Raw genomic sequence first — 14921 nt, forward strand, 5'->3', positions numbered from 1 at the left:
AGTTTGCCTTGTTCACGGCGGATGCGTCAGCCGTGCGAGACGGCGATCACAGGGTGCCGCTCGGTAGGGCACACGGTCCTCACACAGACCCCCCACGCATCCGCCTGAATTCGTGCGTCCGCTACCGCCGACCGTATCGGCCGACGGAGAGCCGACGGAGGGCCGACAGATTGCTGACGGGTCGTCAGATCGGCGCTACCGTGGCCGGTATGGAGACCACGGAAACCGCGCAGAGCCCCTCGGCGGACGCCGGGACCGCCTTCCCGAGGATCATCTCGGTGGACGACCACACGGTCGAACCCCCCGGTGTCTGGCGGGACCGGCTGCCCGCGAAGTACCAGGACACCGGCCCCCGCATCGTCCGCGCGCCCCTGAAGGAAATGACCTTCCTGGGCGGGAAGTTCGCCCCCGTGATGGGCGCACCGGGCGACGACGGCCCGGTCGGGGACTGGTGGGTCTACGAAGACCTGCACCGGCCCCTCACCCGCCTCGACACGGCCGTCGGCTACGCCCGCGACGAGATCAAGCTGGAGATCATCACGTACGAGCAGATGCGCCCCGGCTCGTACGACGTACCGCGACGCCTGGCCGACATGGACGTCAACCATGTCCAGTCCGCCCTCTGTTTCCCCACCTTCCCCCGTTTCTGCGGGCAGACGTTCACCGAGGCGACCGACCGTGAGCTGGGCCTTCTCGGAGTGCGGGCCTACAACGACTGGATGGTGGAGGAGTGGTGCGGGCCCCAGGCCCAGGGCCGCCTGATACCGCTGACGCTCGTACCGCTCTGGGACGCCCGGCTTGCGGCGGACGAGGTACGGCGCAATGCCGCCCGTGGCGTACGCGCGGTGGCCTTCTCCGAGATCCCGCCGCACCTGGGGCTCCCGTCCGTGCACACCGACGACTGGGACCCCTTCCTCGCCGCGTGCGACGAGACGGGCACCGTCATCGCCATGCACATCGGCTCCAGCAGCAGGATGCCGTCGACCTCGGCCGACGCGCCGCCCGCGGTCGGCTCCACGATCACCTTCGCCAACTGCTGCTTCTCGATGGTCGACTGGCTGATGAGCGGCAAGTTCGAGCGCTTCCCGAACCTGAAGGTGATGTACGCGGAGGGCCAGATCGGCTGGATCCCCTACATCCTGGAACGCGCCGACGTGGTGTGGGAGGAGAACCGCGCCTGGGGCGGGGTCGCCGACAAGGTCCACCGGCCGCCGTCCGAGCTCTTCACCGAGCACGTGTACGGCTGCTTCTTCGACGACGCGTTCGGCTTGAGGAACCTCGACGCGATCGGCGTCGGCAACGTCCTCTACGAGACCGACTACCCGCACTCCGACTCGACCTGGCCGAAGTCGAAGGAGGTCGGCGAGGCCCAGATGGGGCACCTGGCCCCGGACGTCGTCGAACGGATCGTGCGGGGGAACGCGATCGAGCTGCTGGGACTGACGGAGGGCGGACTGTGGCCCGGGGGCGGCGCCGGTTGACGGTTCCCGAACTCCCGCCGTCTTCCAGGACAACCCTTCCACCTGCACGGGAGTCGTACCGGCAGCGGAGTGAAGATCTTGACTCCTCCGCCGGGCAGCCGCCCTTTCACCGCAGGAGTTGGGTTTCACATGAGAAGACGCAAGTTCCGTTCCCGCCTCGGACTCGTGGCCGCCGTGGCCGTCGCCGGAGCCGTCATCGGCCCGGTGAGCGCGCACGCGGCCGGCACGGCGAGCGCCGGGGCGACGAGCGTGCGTGCCGACTTCAACGGCGACGGGTACGCGGACCTCGCCGTCGCCGCCCCCTGGGGAAGGATCGGCGGGGCCAACGGCGCGGGGTACGCCGGCGCGGGGTACGTGAGCGTCGTGTACGGCTCCTCGCAGGGGCTGGACACCAAGCACCGGCAGGTCATCAGCCAGAACACGGCCGGCATACCCGGCGCCGCCGAGACCGGCGACTGGTTCGGCTGGGGCCTGTCCCTCGGTGACCTGGACGGCGACGGGTACACGGACCTGGTCGTCGGCGCCCCCGGCGAGGACGTCGGGTCCGTGCAGCAGGCGGGCACCCTGACCGTCGTCTGGGGCGGGAAGACGGGGCTGTCCGGCGGCAAGGTCGTGGCGACCGGCTCCATGCTCGACCAGGTCAGGCCCAGGAACGCCACCGTCGGCGACTTCAACGGCGACGGTCACCTCGACGTGGCCGCGGACAACCACCTGCTGTCCGGTCCGTTCACCCGCACCGCCGGTGCCGCGGCGACCGGGAACCTCGCCTTCGACACCGACTACGACACCGACATCGGCTACGACATCGACGACGTCGCCGCCGGGGACGTCGACCACGACGGCATCACCGACCTCGTCGGACTCATCCACACCTACGACGAGGAGGGGCCGGGCGTCGGCTACCGCGTCGAATACCTCCACGGCACCCGGCAGGGGCTGAGCGCCCCGGTCGAACTGAGCCGGACCGACGGCACCCTGGTGCCGGGCGGCTCCAGCCTCGGCATCGGTGACGTGAACAAGGACGGATACGCCGACCTCGTCATCGGGCGCCCCGTCGGCGCCGGCGGTGAGGAATCCGTCGAGCCGGCGCGCCTCGGCGGGCAGGTCGGCGTGGTGTACGGCTCGGCGAGCGGGCCCGACACCTCCCGTACGACGGTGATCAACCAGGACACGGCAGGCGTGCCCGGCGTGTCCGAGAAGGGCGACGACTTCGGCCTGGGCGTCTCCGTCGGGGACACCAACGGCGACGGCTACGCGGACGTGGCCGTCGGCTCCCCGGGGGAGGCCATCGGCACGGTCGCCTCGGCGGGCGGCGTGGCCGTGCTGCGCGGCGGAGCGTCCGGTCTCACCGGCAGCGGCGCCGTGTCCTTCAACCAGAACACCACGGGTGTACCCGGTACCGCCGAGAAGGGCGACCTGTTCGGCGGATACACCGCGCTGGCCGACACCAACCACGACGGCCGTGCCGAGCTGTACGTCTCCGCGTACGGCGAGAACACCTCCACCGGCGCCGTCTGGGCCTTCCGCTCCACCAGCACCGGCCCGACCGCCTCCGGCTCGGTCGCCTTCGGGCCCGCCGACGTCGGCGCGCCCGTCACCGACGCCTGGTTCGGCCACGGCTTCGCCCGCTGACCCACCCCACGGGTCCTCTCCCGGACAACAGCCCCGGCGGACATGTTCCGCCGGGGCTGCCCCTTGTCTGGCATGGCGTCAGCGACGACTATGTGCGAGTCCCGTTCGATCTGACGGACCGTCAGTCGGGCGATCGTCAGTCAGGCAAGGGGGTCGTCATGCTCGTCCCGTCCGAGGAACGCCTCTCCTACGGCATCCAGCTCCCCGTCCAGTCCCAGAGCACCATCTACGCGGAGCCCTGGGAGGCGGACGCGGGCCCCGTCGACCTCGTCGAGATCGCCCGCGCCGCCGACCGCGCCGGATTCGCCTATGTCGCGAGCTGCGACCACGTCGCCATCCCGCGCCGGCTCGCGGACGCCATGGGCACCACCTGGTACGACCCGGTCGCCACGCTCGCCTATCTCGCGGGCGTGACCGAGCGGGTACGGCTGCTCAGCCATGTCGCGATCGTCGGGCTCAGGCATCCGCTCGTCACGGCCAAGCAGTACGCGACCCTCGACCATCTCTCGGGCGGCCGTCTGATCCTCGGAGTGGGCGCCGGGCACGTACAGGAGGAGTTCGAGGCGGTCGGGGCCGACTTCGCGCGCCGGGGGGCCGTCCTCGACGAGACGATCGACGCGCTGCGCGCCGCGCTCGGGCCGGACGAGTTCCCCGTCCACCACGGCAAGACGTACGACTTCGAAGGGCTCGGGCAGCGGCCGAGGCCCGCCCAGGAACGGGTCCCCGTCTGGGTGGGCGGGTCCTCGCCCGCCGCCGTCCGGCGGGCCGCGCTGCGCGGCGACGGCTGGCTGCCGCAGGGCGATCCGCGCGACCGGCTGCCGGGCCAGATCGCCCGTCTCACGGGCCTGCGCGCCGAGGCGGGCATCGAGGAACCCCTGACGATCGGCGCCATCACCGAGCCGCTGTACGTCGGTGAGCCCGGCTGGGAGGTCGGGCGCCGCACGCTGAGCGGGCCGCCCGAGGCGCTGGCCGAGTCGCTGCGGGAGTACGGCGCGATGGGCGTGCACCAGGTACAGGTGCGGTTCCGCAGCCGGAGCCGCGCCGAACTCCTCGACCAGATCACGGCGTTCGGCGCGGACGTCGCGCCCCACCTCAACTAGGGAGTCAGGTCATGGGCAAGCTGGACGGGCGGGTCGTCCTCATCACCGGAGCGGCGCGCGGGCAGGGCGAGCAGGAGGCGCGGCTCTTCGTGGAAGAGGGCGCGCGGGTGGTCGTCGCGGATGTGCTCGACGACCAGGGGGAGGAGCTGGCGAAGGAGATCGGCGCGCACTACGTCCATCTGGACGTGAGCCAGGAGGGCGACTGGACGGCGGCGGTCGCCTCGGCGAAGGGCGCGTACGGGCGGATCGACGGGCTGGTCAACAACGCCGGCATCCTGCGCTTCAACGAACTGGTCGACACCCCGCTGGCCGAGTTCATGCGGGTCGTGCAGGTCAACCAGGTCGGGGTGTTCCTCGGGATCAAGACCCTCGCGCCCGAACTCGCGGCGGCGGGCGGCGGCACGATCGTGAACACGGCCTCGTACACCGGGCTCACGGGCATGGCGTACGTGGGCGCGTACGCGGCGACCAAGCACGCCATCGTCGGCCTCACCCGGGTGGCGGCGCTCGAACTCGCGGCCAAGAAGATCCGCGTCAACGCCGTCTGCCCGGGGGCCGTCGACACGGCGATGAGCAACCCGGCGCAGCTCGACCCGGGCGCGAACACCGAGGAGGCTTCGGAAGCGCTCGACGAGCTGTACCGCAAGCTGGTGCCGCTCGGCCGGATCGGGCGCCCGGAGGAGGTGGCCAGGCTGGCCCTGTTCCTGACCGGTGAGGACTCCTCGTACATCACCGGGCAGCCGTTCGTGATCGACGGCGGCTGGCTCGCGGGCGTGAGTGTCCTCTGACGGCGAGTCCACCAGATCGGCGCGCCTTCTGACGCCGTATCAGCTATTGACGGTCCATGCGCGCGGTGGAACAGTCGGCTCAAAGAATCTGACGGTACGTCAGATAACTGGATGGGGACGGTGAACCTCCTTGGAATTCGGGCTCTTTGTACAGGGATACGTGGGCAAGCGGGCCGAGACCGATCCGCTCGCGGAGCACAAGGCGCTGATGGAGGAGACCGAGTACGTCATCCAGGCGGACAAGTCCGGTTTCAAGTACGCCTGGGCGTCCGAGCACCACTTCCTGGAGGAGTACTCGCACCTCTCGGCCAACGACGTCTACCTCGGCTATCTGGCGCACGCCACCGACCGCATCCACCTCGGCTCCGGCATCTTCAACCCGCTCGCCCAGGTCAACCACCCGGTGAAGGTCGCCGAGAAGGTCGCCATGCTCGACCATCTCACCGGGAACCGCTTCGAGTTCGGGTCCGGACGCGGCGCCGGCTCGCACGAGATCCTCGGCTTCCTCCCCGGCATCACCGACATGAACTTCACCAAGGAGATCTGGGAAGAGACCATCGCGGAGTTCCCGAAGATGTGGCTCCAGGACGAGTACGTCGGCTTCCAGGGCAAGCACTGGTCGCTCCCGCCGCGCAAGATCCTGCCGAAGCCGTACGGGAAGTCGCACCCCGCGATGTGGTACGCCGCCGGGTCGCCGCCCTCGTACTCCATGGCCGCCCGCAAGGGCCTCGGAGTGCTGGGCTTCAGCGTCCAGAAGGTCTCCGACATGGAGTGGGTCCTGGAGCAGTACAAGACCGCCGTCGTGAACGCCGAACCCATCGGGGACTTCGTCAACGACAACGTCATGGTGACCACCACCGCCATCTGCGCGCCCACCCACGACGAGGCGATCCGGATCGCGGTCGGCGGCGGGCTGCACTACCTGCCCTCCCTCGTCTTCCGGTACCACGACACCTTCCCGCGCCCCGAGGGCTTCCCCGTCTGGCCCGAGACGCTTCCCGAGTACAACGCGGAGTTCGTCGAACTCCTCATCGAGGAAGAGCTGTTGATCTGCGGAGACCCCGGCGAGGTGCTCACCCAGTGCAAGCGCTGGGAGCAGGCCGGTGCCGACCAGCTCAGCTTCGGACTGCCCGTCGGGGTCGCCAAGGAGGAGACGCTCCAGACGATCCGGCTGATCGGCGAGCACGTCATTCCGAAGATCGACACGGACCCGGTGCACCGTACGACCCGGTTCCGCCAAGCCGTCTAGGGGGTGCTTCCGCGATGCTCGACCACCTGATCAAGGGCGCGACCGTCGTGGACGGGACGGGCGCGCCCGCGTACACCGCGGACGTGGGGCTTCGGGACGGCCGTATCGCCGCGCTCGGCACGGTCACCGAGCCGTCCCGGACGAGCGAGGACGCGCACGGGCTCGTCCTCGCACCCGGCTTCGTGGACCCGCACACCCACTACGACGCCCAGCTCTTCTGGGACCCGTACGCCACCCCGTCCCTCAACCACGGCGTCACCACGGTCGCGGGCGGCAACTGCGGGTTCACGCTGGCCCCGCTGAACCCCGGCCGCCCCGAGGACGCCGACTACACCCGCCGCATGCTGTCCAAGGTCGAGGGCATGTCCCTGGTCGCCCTGGAGGAGGGCGCGCCCTGGAACTGGCACAGCTTCGGGGACTACCTCGACGCCCTGGAGGGACGGATCGCCGTCAACGCGGGCTTCATGGTGGGCCATTGCGCGCTGCGCCGGTACGTGATGGGCCCCGACGCGGTCGGCGGACAGCCGACGCGGGAGCAACTCGACGCCATGCTCCGGCTGTTCCACGAGGCCATGGACGCCGGTGCCTGGGGCCTGTCCACCACCCAGTCCTCCACCCACTCCGACGGCGACGGCAGGCCGGTCGCCTCCCGGCACGCCGAACCGGCCGAACTGCTCGCCCTCGCCCAGGCCGTGGGGGAGCACGAGGGCACCCAGATCGAGGCGATCGTGGCCGGCTGCCTGGACCAGTTCAGCGACGCCGAGATCGATCTGTTCGTCGAGATGAGCGCGGCGGCCGGCCGGCCGCTCAACTGGAACGTCCTGACGATCGACGCGGCCGTCCCCGAGCGCGTCCCCCGCCAGTTGGAGGCGAGCGAACGCGCCCGCAAGTCCGGCGGCCGGGTCGTCGCGCTCACCATGCCGATCCTGACCCCCATGAACATGTCGCTCGGCACCTTCTGCGCCCTGAACCTGATCCCCGGCTGGGGACCGGTCCTCGGGCTGCCCGTCCCCGAGCGCGTCGCGAAGCTCGGCGACCCCCAGGTCCGCGCCGAGATGCTGCGCCGCGCCCAGAGCAAGGAGGCGGGCGTCTTCCGGCGGCTCGCCGACTTCGGCCGGTACGTCATCGGCGACACCTACAGCGCCGCGAACGAGGGCCTGACCGGGCGCGTGGTGCGCGACATCGCCGCCGAGCGCGGCCAGGAGCCCTTCGCGTGCCTGGTGGAGATCTGCGCGGCCGACGAACTGCGGACGGTCCTGTGGCCCATGCCCACCGACAACGACCCGGACTCCTGGACGCTGCGCGCCGAGACCTGGCGGCACCAGGACGTCCTGCTCGGCGGCTCCGACGCGGGCGCCCATCTGGACCGCATGTGCGGAGCCCCGTACACCACCCGGTTCCTCGGGGACTGTCTGCGCGGGCGGAAACTGGCGACGCTGGAGGCGGCCGTGAAGATGCTCACGGACGACCCGGCGCGGCTCTTCGGACTGAGGGAACGCGGGCGGATAGCGGAGGGCTTCCATGCGGACCTGGTGCTCTTCGACCCGGAGCGGATCGACGCCGGCAAGGCCACCCTGGTGCACGACCTGCCGGGTGACAGCCCGCGCCTCGACTCCCGGGCGATCGGGGTGAACGCCGTGTGGGTCAACGGGGTCGAGTCGATCCGGGAGGACGTGGTGACCGGCGCCGTACCGGGGAAGGTGCTGCGGTCGGGCCGCGACACCCGGACGGTGAGCACCCGGTGACCGGCGCCGACGGGAAGGCCCCCGGGGTGGCCGAGCAGCGGCTGTTCATCGGCGGATCGTGGGTGCCGCCCGACAACGGGTTCTACGAGGTGACCGACCCGGCGACCGAGGGGGTCGTCGGGCTCGCCCCCGAGGCCTCACGGGCCCAGGTGCGCGCGGCGGCGGCAGCGGCCCGCGAGGCCTTCGGCCCGTGGTCGCGCACCTCCGCCGAGGAGCGGGCCGCCGTCCTCGCCCGCGCGGCGGACCTCATCCAGCGCGACTTCGTGCCGTACGCCGCCCTCGCGCAGGCGGAGAGCGGCGCCACCACCGGGACGGCCCGGGGCATGCAGGTCGGGGTCGGGGTGGCCCGCTTCCGGCGCTACGCGCGGCCCGAGCCGGTCGAGAGCCCGCTGCCGCCGCAGATCAACGAGGCGGGCCCGTTCGGCGGGGCGGCCGTGATGGGCGCGCTCGCCGTACGCCAGCCCGTCGGCGTGGTCACCTGCATCACCTCGTACAACAACCCCTGGGCCAACCCGGCCGGCAAGATCGCCCCCGCGCTCGCGATGGGCAACACCGTGGTGGTGAAGCCCGCCCCGCAGGACCCGCTCTCCGTGTACCGGATGGCCGAGGCGCTTCAGGCGGCGGGCGTGCCGCCGGGCGTGGTCAACGTGGTCAGCGGCTCGACGGCGGAGTCCGGCGAGGCCGCGGTCGACTCCCCGGACGTCGACATGGTCAGTTTCACCGGCTCGACGGCGGTCGGGCAGCGGATCGCCGAGGTGTGCGGGCGCGGGATGAAGCGCCAGCTGATGGAACTGGGCGGCAAGGGCGCGGCGATCGTCTTCGACGACGCGGATCTGGCCTCGGCGGTGTCGGGCATCGGCACGACCTTCTCCTTCTACAGCGGGCAGATCTGCACGGCGCCGACGCGGGTGCTGGTGCAGCGGGGCGTGCACGACCTGCTCGTCCAGCAACTGGCCGCCTACGCTGGCCACTTGAAGGTCGGTGACCCGCGCGAGAAGGGCACGGTGGTCGGCCCGGTCATCTCGGCGGCCCACCGTGACCGCGTCGAGTCCTATGTCGAACTCGGGCGCAAGGAAGGCGCGCGGGTGGTGACGGGCGGCGAACGGCCCTCCCTGCCCAGCGGGTTCTATGTCGCGCCGACCCTTCTCGCCGACTGCACACCGGACATGAGGGTCGTCCGGGAGGAGATCTTCGGCCCGGTCGTCGTCGTCCTGCCCTTCGACGACGAGGAGGAGGCGATCACCCTCGCCAACGACTCCGAGTACGGCCTGATCGACTACGTCTGGTCCGGTGACGTGGCCCGCGCCTTCCGCGTCGCCCGCCGGCTGCGCGCGGGCGGCGTCGGCGTCAACACCGTCGGCCGCAACATGGAGGCCCCCTTCGGCGGCTTCAAGAGGAGCGGCGTCGGCCGGGACGTGGGCTCGTACGCCCTGCACGCGTACAGCGAGGTGCAGGCGATCGTGTGGCCGGGGTGAGCCGCTTCGGTTCGGCGGTCCCCAGTGCTTTGACCGCAGGCAGTGCTGTCGAGCTGCGGATCCTCGCTGTCGGGCACGAGCTCAGTCGGACGGCGTGACCGGGGACCACATGCCGAGCCACTGCTCGGCGCCCCAGGCCTCGAACCGCTCCACCTCGGTGAACCCCAGCTTCGCCGCGAGGCGCATCGAGCCGACGTTGGCGGTCTGGGTGTGGAGCACCACCGGTTCGCCGCGAAGCGCGTCGGCGAGCCAGCCGAGTGCTGCCGCGCACGCCTCGGCGGCGTACCCGAATCCCCACGCCCGCGGCAGGAACAGGCAGCCGAGATCGACCTTCCCCGCGGCAGCCGGGCGACCGTGCTCCGGTGCTCTCCTGAGCAGGATCTGGCCGATCATCGCCCCGTCGAGATCAACGACGAAACTCCCGGGCCACCGCTCGGGCGTCCCGGACATCTCGCGTTCGAGCTCGGCACGCGGCCGGGGGCCGCCGAGGCAGGTGTGCACCTCTGGCGACGCGAGCAGCTCGATGAACGCCGCACGGTCCCAGGCCTCGGACTCGCGGAGCGCGAGCCGCTCGGTCCTGATCGGGGCAGGCGGCCAGGCGACGGGTCCGAGTTCAGTCATGCCGGCCAGCCGATCAGCAGGCTCGGCGGCGATCAAGGCTCGCGGACCGATCAAGCCACCGGCCCGGGCCCCGTCCTCACCAACGGGGCCGGGTGCGGTCACAGCACTAGAGGTCGAAAACGGCTCGGAGGCCGATCTCGACGGCCTCCATGACCCGTTCGTCGACCGGGCCCAGGCCGTCGGTGAAGCGCGCGGCCGCGAGGGTGCGGAACTCGCCGAGTACGACGGTGCCCGAGGAAGGGGCGCCGACCGGGATGTCGACAAGGGTCGCTTCACGTACCTGCTGGGGGTAGACGAGTACGCAAGTGGCCATCTTGTTCTGCGCGTTGAGGTCGTCGGAGGAGATCACCAGGACGTGCGCGGGACCTCCGGCGAACGAGAGCTCGTAGACGTGGCCGCGCTTCACCTGCCGGCCACCCGCGCCCAGCGCTCCAGTGTGTCGTCCTCGCTCTCGGCGGGCTCCGCAGCGGTGATCACTATGCCCGCCTCGGCCCGCATCCGTGCGGACTTCTCCAGTTCCTCGGCGAGCATCTGCCGACGCAGTATCCGCGCGGTGTACGCGGAGGCGTTCCCCTTGGCCTTCACGAAGGCGGCCACTTCGTCGGGCAGGCTCATCGTCATATTGATCGTCATGCCGACATCATACGTCGAATGTGATGGTGGTACGGGAGCGCGTCGGCGGGATCGTCCTGACCGGATTCCGGGTCGAGCGCCGGTGTGGGTAGCGTTGCTAACACATTGACGTTAGCGTTGCTCTTATCGGATGGTGAACACCACTACCCCGCCACATGCCGCATTGAGGAGCATCGCCATGACCGAGCACTCCAGCACGTCGGAAGCGTCCCGCCGAGTGGCCGTTGTCACCGGCGGTTCCCGCGGTATCGGCCGCGAGAGCGCCGAGCGGCTGGCCGGTGAGGGATACGCCGTCGTCGTGAACTACGCGGGCAACGAGGCCGAGGCCGGCAAGGCCGTCGCCGCGATCAGCGAGGCGGGCGGCCAGGCCGTCGCCTTCCGCGCCGACGTCGCCGAGGAGGCGGAGGTCGCCGCCCTCTTCGACGCGGCCGAGAAGGCCTTCGGCGGCGTCGACGTCGTCGTCCACGCGGCCGGTGTCATGACCCTGGCCCCGCTCGTCGACCTCGACCTCGACGCCCTGGACCGGATGCACCGCACCAACATCCGCGGCACGTTCGTCGTCGACCAGCAGGCCGCGCGCCGGCTGCGCGCGGGCGGCGCGATCATCAACTTCTCCAGCTCCGTGCTGGCCCTCGCCATCCCCGGCTACACCGCGTACGCCGCCACCAAGGGCGCCGTCGAGGCCATGACCATGATCCTCGCCCGCGAGATGCGCGGCCGGGACATCACCGTCAACGCCGTGGCCCCCGGCCCGACCGCCACCGCCCTCTTCCTGGACGGCAAGGACGAGGAGACCATCGCCCGGATGGCCGCCCAGCCGCCCCTGGAGCGCCTGGGCACCCCCGAGGACATCGCCTCGGTCGTCGCCTTCCTCGCGGGCCCCGGTGGCCGCTGGGTCAACGGCCAGGTCCTGCGCGCCAACGGCGGCATCGCCTGACCTCGTTCTCTTCATCCGCCGCCCCGACGCCGTCAGGAACTCCGCGATGAGCGACAGCACGAACCCCGGCGAGGCCGACCCCGCAGGCGACGCCCCCGTGGGGACCAAGGCGCGCATCCTCGCCGTGGCCGCCGAGCTGGTCGCCCGGTCCCCTGACGGGGATGTCTCGACCCGGGCCGTGTGCGAGGCCGCCGGGGTCGGTGCCCCGGCGCTCTACCGTCACTTCGGCGACAAGGAAGGCCTGCTGTCGGCCGTCGTCGACCACGGCTGGGAGCGCTACCTGGCGGCCAAGCGGGAGCGCCACCCCGGCACGGACCCGGTCCAGGACCTGCGCGACGGCTGGGACGGCCACACCGAGTTCGCCCTGCGGAACCCGAACCTCTACCGCCTGATGAACTCCCCGGCGATGCGCACCCCGCCGGCCGCGGCCCTGGAGGCCCACCGGATCCTCACCGCCGACCTGCGCCGAGCCGCCGAACAGGGCAAGCTGCGGCTCGCCCCCGAACTCGCCGCACAGATGATCATGTCGTCGAATGTCGGCGTCTGCCTGATGCTGGTCTCGCGTCCGGCGACGTTCTCCGACGAGACCCTGTCGCGTCGCGTACGGGACGCGGTGCACGCGGTGGTCTTCACCCCGGACGTGACCGCCCCCGGCGCTCCGGCGGCTTCCAGCGCCCCCGGCGTCCCCGCCGCCGCGACCCGCCTCGGCGCGCTGCTCAGGCAGAACCCGAGCCCCGCCTTCACCTCCGCCGAGACGGCCTTGTTCACCGAGTGGCTGGACCGCCTGTCCAACACGGCTTGAGGTCCCGGCCGGGGCCCGTCACTCCGTCACTTCGACATGATGAAGTCCAGGGCGTAGCCGGAAGCGGTCGTCCAGTAGGTGACGAGCTGACCGTCGTCCGCGTGGAGCGTGCTGACGGGCATGGGGACGTCGATCGGCTTGCCCGCGCTGCTGCCGGGTGTGCTGCCCTGAAGGGTGAGGGTGATGTGCTTCGCCTCGTACTCGTCCCTGGCGCCGCCGGCGACGAGCAGAGCGGCGTATGCCTCCTGGCCAGGGGCGAGGGTGACGGGCACGCCCGGGTCCGGGTCGCTGTCCTTGATCACGGGCGTGTTCCGGGTGCCGTCACCAAGCCGCACGAGCGGGTAGCGGTAGAGGTCGCACTTCCTGGTGCCGGCGTTCTGGACGGTGAGGACGAGGTGCCTGGCGTCCCGCTCCTTCACCGCGGACACCCCGAGCTGCGTCTGGGAGCACGCGGCGATCGTCTCCTCGCCACCACCGCCGGTGCTGCCACCACCGCCCGTGGTGCCACCGCTCGTACCGCCGGCGCTGCTCGTGCCCCCACCGCTGCCCGTGCTGCCACCGCTCCCGGCCCCGTCGCCGCCCGTGTTGCCCGAAGCACCGCCCGGCTTCGCCGAAGCCGTCGCACTCGGCTGGGCCGAGGACTTGGAGTTGTCCGAACCTTCGGCCGCGGCCGGACCGCACGCCGTGGTCGCGAGCAGCGCCGCGGCCGCCGCGGCCCCGAGGGCACAGGACTTCCAGTTGCTCGGGCTCTTGTGGTTCCTGCGGGCAGGCGTGTTCATGGTGTCCCCGTTTCCTTTTCCGATCCGTATGGAGGTCGCACGCGCCGGCGGCCGGGCCCCCACTCTGGGAATCCGCCCTGGACATCCGCCCTGGACATCCGCCCTGGACATCCGCCCGTCCTGAGCGCATGAGGACATGGGTGTCCCCCGTGGGCGGGCGGGCCGGGGTGTCGGCGCTGCCGAGCGGACGACCTGCTCAGCCGGTGCGACAGCCACAGCATGGGATTCCTTGTGGGCCTGGGACAACAGCCGCTGCCATCCTGGGACGGTGGGACCATCCCACCCCAGATGAGCTGCGGAAACGCGGAAGCCTGGGACGCGTGCGGGATGCGAGGCCCCCCGGCCGCCCCTCAGCCGCGCAGGTCCACCCGCACCGTCAGCAGCCCCGTACCGATCAGCCGTACCGCCGCGCTGTTGCCCCGGGGCAGGGTGCGCAGCCGGGCCACCGGGTCGTCGTCCGGGAGGAGGTGCGCCGTGCCCTCGTGCCAGCGGCCGCGGAGCCGCACCCGCACCCTCGGGTCCGCCTGGATGTTGCGTACGTACTGCGAACGGTCCCCGAACTCCGAGACCAGCCAGAAGGCGTCACCGACGCGGCGGCCGCCGAGCGGGGTGCGCCGGGGCAGGCCGGAGACACGGCCGGTGGTCTCCAGGAGCGTCTGGAACGGCATCCGGCGCGCGAGCGGGTTGACGAGGTGCCGCTGGAAGGCGGTCGTGGTGCGGAACCTGAGGTCGGTGAGACGGGCCATGGTCCGTGGGACTCCTGTCCGGGCTGGTGTGTGGCACGAGGGAGTTGTTTCAATGGTCCCCGATGTCGCGCGACAGGAGCAGGTGGCTGCGGATGCGGGTTGTGACCTGGAACCTCTGGTGGCGGTTCGGGCCCTGGGAGGAGCGGCAGAAAGCCATCCTGGCGGTGCTGCGCGAACTGCGGCCCGACGTCGTCGGGTTGCAGGAGGTCTGGGAGTGCGGCGGCCATAATCTCGCCGGGTGGCTCGCGGACGAGCTCGGAATGCACTGGACCTGGGCGGCTTCCGATGCCTCGGACCGCTGGCAGCGGCGGATCGGGGACACCACGGTCGACGTCGGCAACGCCGTGCTGAGCCGCTGGCCGGTGGTGGCGCGGGAGGTGCTGCGGCTGCCTGCCCCCGAAGAGCTGTACGACGGACGGCTCGCCCTTCACGCCCGCCTGGCCACGCCCACCCACGAGGTGCCCTTCTTCACCACCCACCTCACCTCGGCCGTCCACGCCTCGGGCGTACGCCGCGAACAGGTCACCGCCCTCGCGGAGTTCGTCGCCGCGCACCGGAGCGGAACCGACTTCCCCCCGGTCGTCACGGGCGACTTCAACGCCTGGCCGGACTCCGACGAGATCCGGTTGTTCGGGGGATACAAGACGTCCCCCGCGGTTCCCGGACAGGTCTTCCTCGACGCCTGGGAGTACGCCGACCCGACGGCACCCTGGGCCACCTGGGACCCGGCGAACGCCCACGTCGGCCCGCACAGTCCCGCCGCGCGCATCGACTACGTCCACGTCGGCCCGCCCGGCCCCGGCGGCCTCGGGCACGTCCGGTCCGTACGGCGGGCAGGGGACGGGCCGGTCGACGGGTCGTGGCCCTCGGACCACGCGGCCGTCGTGGCCGACCTGTCCTTCCCGCCGGGCGGTCAGGACACGACCTGAGGTC

15 protein-coding genes are annotated in these 14921 nt (G+C 71.4%); 10 read left to right on the forward strand and 5 right to left on the reverse strand.

Translation table 11 applies throughout. The annotated features are described in order from the left end of the window. The first annotated feature begins 209 nt into the window (after nt 1–209). From ACZ6KY_RS19965 to ACZ6KY_RS19995, 7 genes are all read left to right on the forward strand, one after another. Nucleotides 210–1481 carry an amidohydrolase family protein gene (locus ACZ6KY_RS19965; protein ID WP_469311596.1) on the forward strand — a complete coding sequence of 424 codons (1272 nt, stop codon included), beginning with the start codon at nt 210–212 and terminating at the stop codon, nt 1479–1481. 129 nt (nt 1482–1610) lie between these two features. Next, nucleotides 1611–3113: a VCBS repeat-containing protein gene (locus tag ACZ6KY_RS19970; RefSeq protein WP_469311597.1), complete on the forward strand. Its 1503-nt coding sequence runs from the start codon at nt 1611–1613 to the stop codon at nt 3111–3113. Nucleotides 3114–3271: 158 nt separating this feature from the next. After that, entirely contained in the window at nt 3272–4213 is a 942-nt protein-coding gene (locus ACZ6KY_RS19975; RefSeq protein WP_469311598.1) for an LLM class F420-dependent oxidoreductase, read from the forward strand. An 11-nt stretch (nt 4214–4224) separates the two neighbouring features. Then, on the forward strand, nt 4225–5001 hold the full coding sequence (locus ACZ6KY_RS19980) for an SDR family NAD(P)-dependent oxidoreductase (RefSeq protein WP_469311599.1): 777 nt from the start codon (nt 4225–4227) through the stop codon (nt 4999–5001). 130 nt (nt 5002–5131) lie between these two features. Then, nucleotides 5132–6250, forward strand: a complete 1119-nt coding sequence (locus ACZ6KY_RS19985) for an LLM class flavin-dependent oxidoreductase (RefSeq protein ID WP_469311600.1) — start codon at nt 5132–5134, stop codon at nt 6248–6250. 14 nt (nt 6251–6264) lie between these two features. After that, nucleotides 6265–7995, forward strand: coding sequence for an N-acyl-D-amino-acid deacylase family protein (locus tag ACZ6KY_RS19990; protein WP_469311601.1), 1731 nt, complete (start codon nt 6265–6267; stop codon nt 7993–7995). Then, nucleotides 7992–9470, forward strand: a complete 1479-nt coding sequence (locus ACZ6KY_RS19995; protein WP_469311602.1) for an aldehyde dehydrogenase family protein — start codon at nt 7992–7994, stop codon at nt 9468–9470. Before ACZ6KY_RS19990 ends, ACZ6KY_RS19995 begins: the two co-directional genes overlap by 4 nt. 81 nt (nt 9471–9551) lie before the next feature. Here ACZ6KY_RS19995 and ACZ6KY_RS20000 read toward each other — a convergent pair whose 3' ends face one another. The 3 genes from ACZ6KY_RS20000 to ACZ6KY_RS20010 all read right to left on the reverse strand — a co-directional run bounded on the left by ACZ6KY_RS20000 (nt 9552) and on the right by ACZ6KY_RS20010 (nt 10724). Beyond that, on the reverse strand, nt 9552–10091 hold the full coding sequence (locus tag ACZ6KY_RS20000; RefSeq protein WP_469311603.1) for a GNAT family N-acetyltransferase: 540 nt from the start codon (nt 10089–10091) through the stop codon (nt 9552–9554). Nucleotides 10092–10197: 106 nt separating this feature from the next. Further along, nucleotides 10198–10497, reverse strand: coding sequence for a type II toxin-antitoxin system PemK/MazF family toxin (locus ACZ6KY_RS20005; protein WP_469311604.1), 300 nt, complete (start codon nt 10495–10497; stop codon nt 10198–10200). Continuing rightward, entirely contained in the window at nt 10494–10724 is a 231-nt protein-coding gene (locus tag ACZ6KY_RS20010; protein WP_469311605.1) for a hypothetical protein, read from the reverse strand. The genes ACZ6KY_RS20005 and ACZ6KY_RS20010 overlap by 4 nt, the downstream gene beginning before the upstream one ends. 178 nt (nt 10725–10902) lie before the next feature. Between ACZ6KY_RS20010 and ACZ6KY_RS20015 the strand changes: the two genes are divergently transcribed. After that, a complete protein-coding gene (locus ACZ6KY_RS20015) occupies nt 10903–11661 on the forward strand; it encodes an SDR family oxidoreductase (RefSeq protein WP_469311606.1) in 759 nt (252 codons plus the stop codon). Between the two features lie 46 nt (nt 11662–11707). Next, a complete protein-coding gene (locus ACZ6KY_RS20020) occupies nt 11708–12463 on the forward strand; it encodes a TetR/AcrR family transcriptional regulator (RefSeq protein ID WP_469311607.1) in 756 nt (251 codons plus the stop codon). A gap of 26 nt (nt 12464–12489) precedes the next feature. On the opposite strand, the gene ACZ6KY_RS20025 is transcribed toward ACZ6KY_RS20020, so the two are convergent. Both ACZ6KY_RS20025 and ACZ6KY_RS20030 read right to left on the reverse strand, forming a co-directional pair. Beyond that, nucleotides 12490–13242, reverse strand: a complete 753-nt coding sequence (locus tag ACZ6KY_RS20025; RefSeq protein WP_469311608.1) for a DUF4232 domain-containing protein — start codon at nt 13240–13242, stop codon at nt 12490–12492. 350 nt (nt 13243–13592) lie between these two features. Continuing rightward, nucleotides 13593–13988: a nitroreductase/quinone reductase family protein gene (locus tag ACZ6KY_RS20030; RefSeq protein WP_469311609.1), complete on the reverse strand. Its 396-nt coding sequence runs from the start codon at nt 13986–13988 to the stop codon at nt 13593–13595. 92 nt (nt 13989–14080) lie between these two features. On the opposite strand from ACZ6KY_RS20030, the gene ACZ6KY_RS20035 reads away from it, so the two are divergent. Continuing rightward, nucleotides 14081–14917 carry an endonuclease/exonuclease/phosphatase family protein gene (locus ACZ6KY_RS20035; RefSeq protein ID WP_469311610.1) on the forward strand — a complete coding sequence of 279 codons (837 nt, stop codon included), beginning with the start codon at nt 14081–14083 and terminating at the stop codon, nt 14915–14917. Nucleotides 14918–14921: the final 4 nt, after the last annotated feature.

Source organism: Streptomyces sp. NPDC042002, from assembly GCF_055588305.1.

Excerpts from the sequence above, each read along its gene's own strand:
- ACZ6KY_RS19965 (WP_469311596.1), top strand. The coding sequence starts at position 210 with ATGGAGACCACGGAAACCGCGCAGAGCCCCTCGGCGGACGCCGGGACC.
- ACZ6KY_RS19970 (WP_469311597.1), top strand. The coding sequence starts at position 1,611 with ATGAGAAGACGCAAGTTCCGTTCCCGCCTCGGACTCGTGGCCGCCGTG.
- ACZ6KY_RS19975 (WP_469311598.1), top strand. The coding sequence starts at position 3,272 with ATGCTCGTCCCGTCCGAGGAACGCCTCTCCTACGGCATCCAGCTCCCC.
- ACZ6KY_RS19980 (WP_469311599.1), top strand. The coding sequence starts at position 4,225 with ATGGGCAAGCTGGACGGGCGGGTCGTCCTCATCACCGGAGCGGCGCGC.
- ACZ6KY_RS19990 (WP_469311601.1), top strand. The coding sequence starts at position 6,265 with ATGCTCGACCACCTGATCAAGGGCGCGACCGTCGTGGACGGGACGGGC.
- ACZ6KY_RS20000 (WP_469311603.1), bottom strand. The coding sequence starts at position 10,091 with ATGACTGAACTCGGACCCGTCGCCTGGCCGCCTGCCCCGATCAGGACC.
- ACZ6KY_RS20010 (WP_469311605.1), bottom strand. The coding sequence starts at position 10,724 with ATGACGATCAATATGACGATGAGCCTGCCCGACGAAGTGGCCGCCTTC.
- ACZ6KY_RS20015 (WP_469311606.1), top strand. The coding sequence starts at position 10,903 with ATGACCGAGCACTCCAGCACGTCGGAAGCGTCCCGCCGAGTGGCCGTT.
- ACZ6KY_RS20020 (WP_469311607.1), top strand. The coding sequence starts at position 11,708 with ATGAGCGACAGCACGAACCCCGGCGAGGCCGACCCCGCAGGCGACGCC.
- ACZ6KY_RS20025 (WP_469311608.1), bottom strand. The coding sequence starts at position 13,242 with ATGAACACGCCTGCCCGCAGGAACCACAAGAGCCCGAGCAACTGGAAG.
- ACZ6KY_RS20030 (WP_469311609.1), bottom strand. The coding sequence starts at position 13,988 with ATGGCCCGTCTCACCGACCTCAGGTTCCGCACCACGACCGCCTTCCAG.
- ACZ6KY_RS20035 (WP_469311610.1), top strand. The coding sequence starts at position 14,081 with ATGCGGGTTGTGACCTGGAACCTCTGGTGGCGGTTCGGGCCCTGGGAG.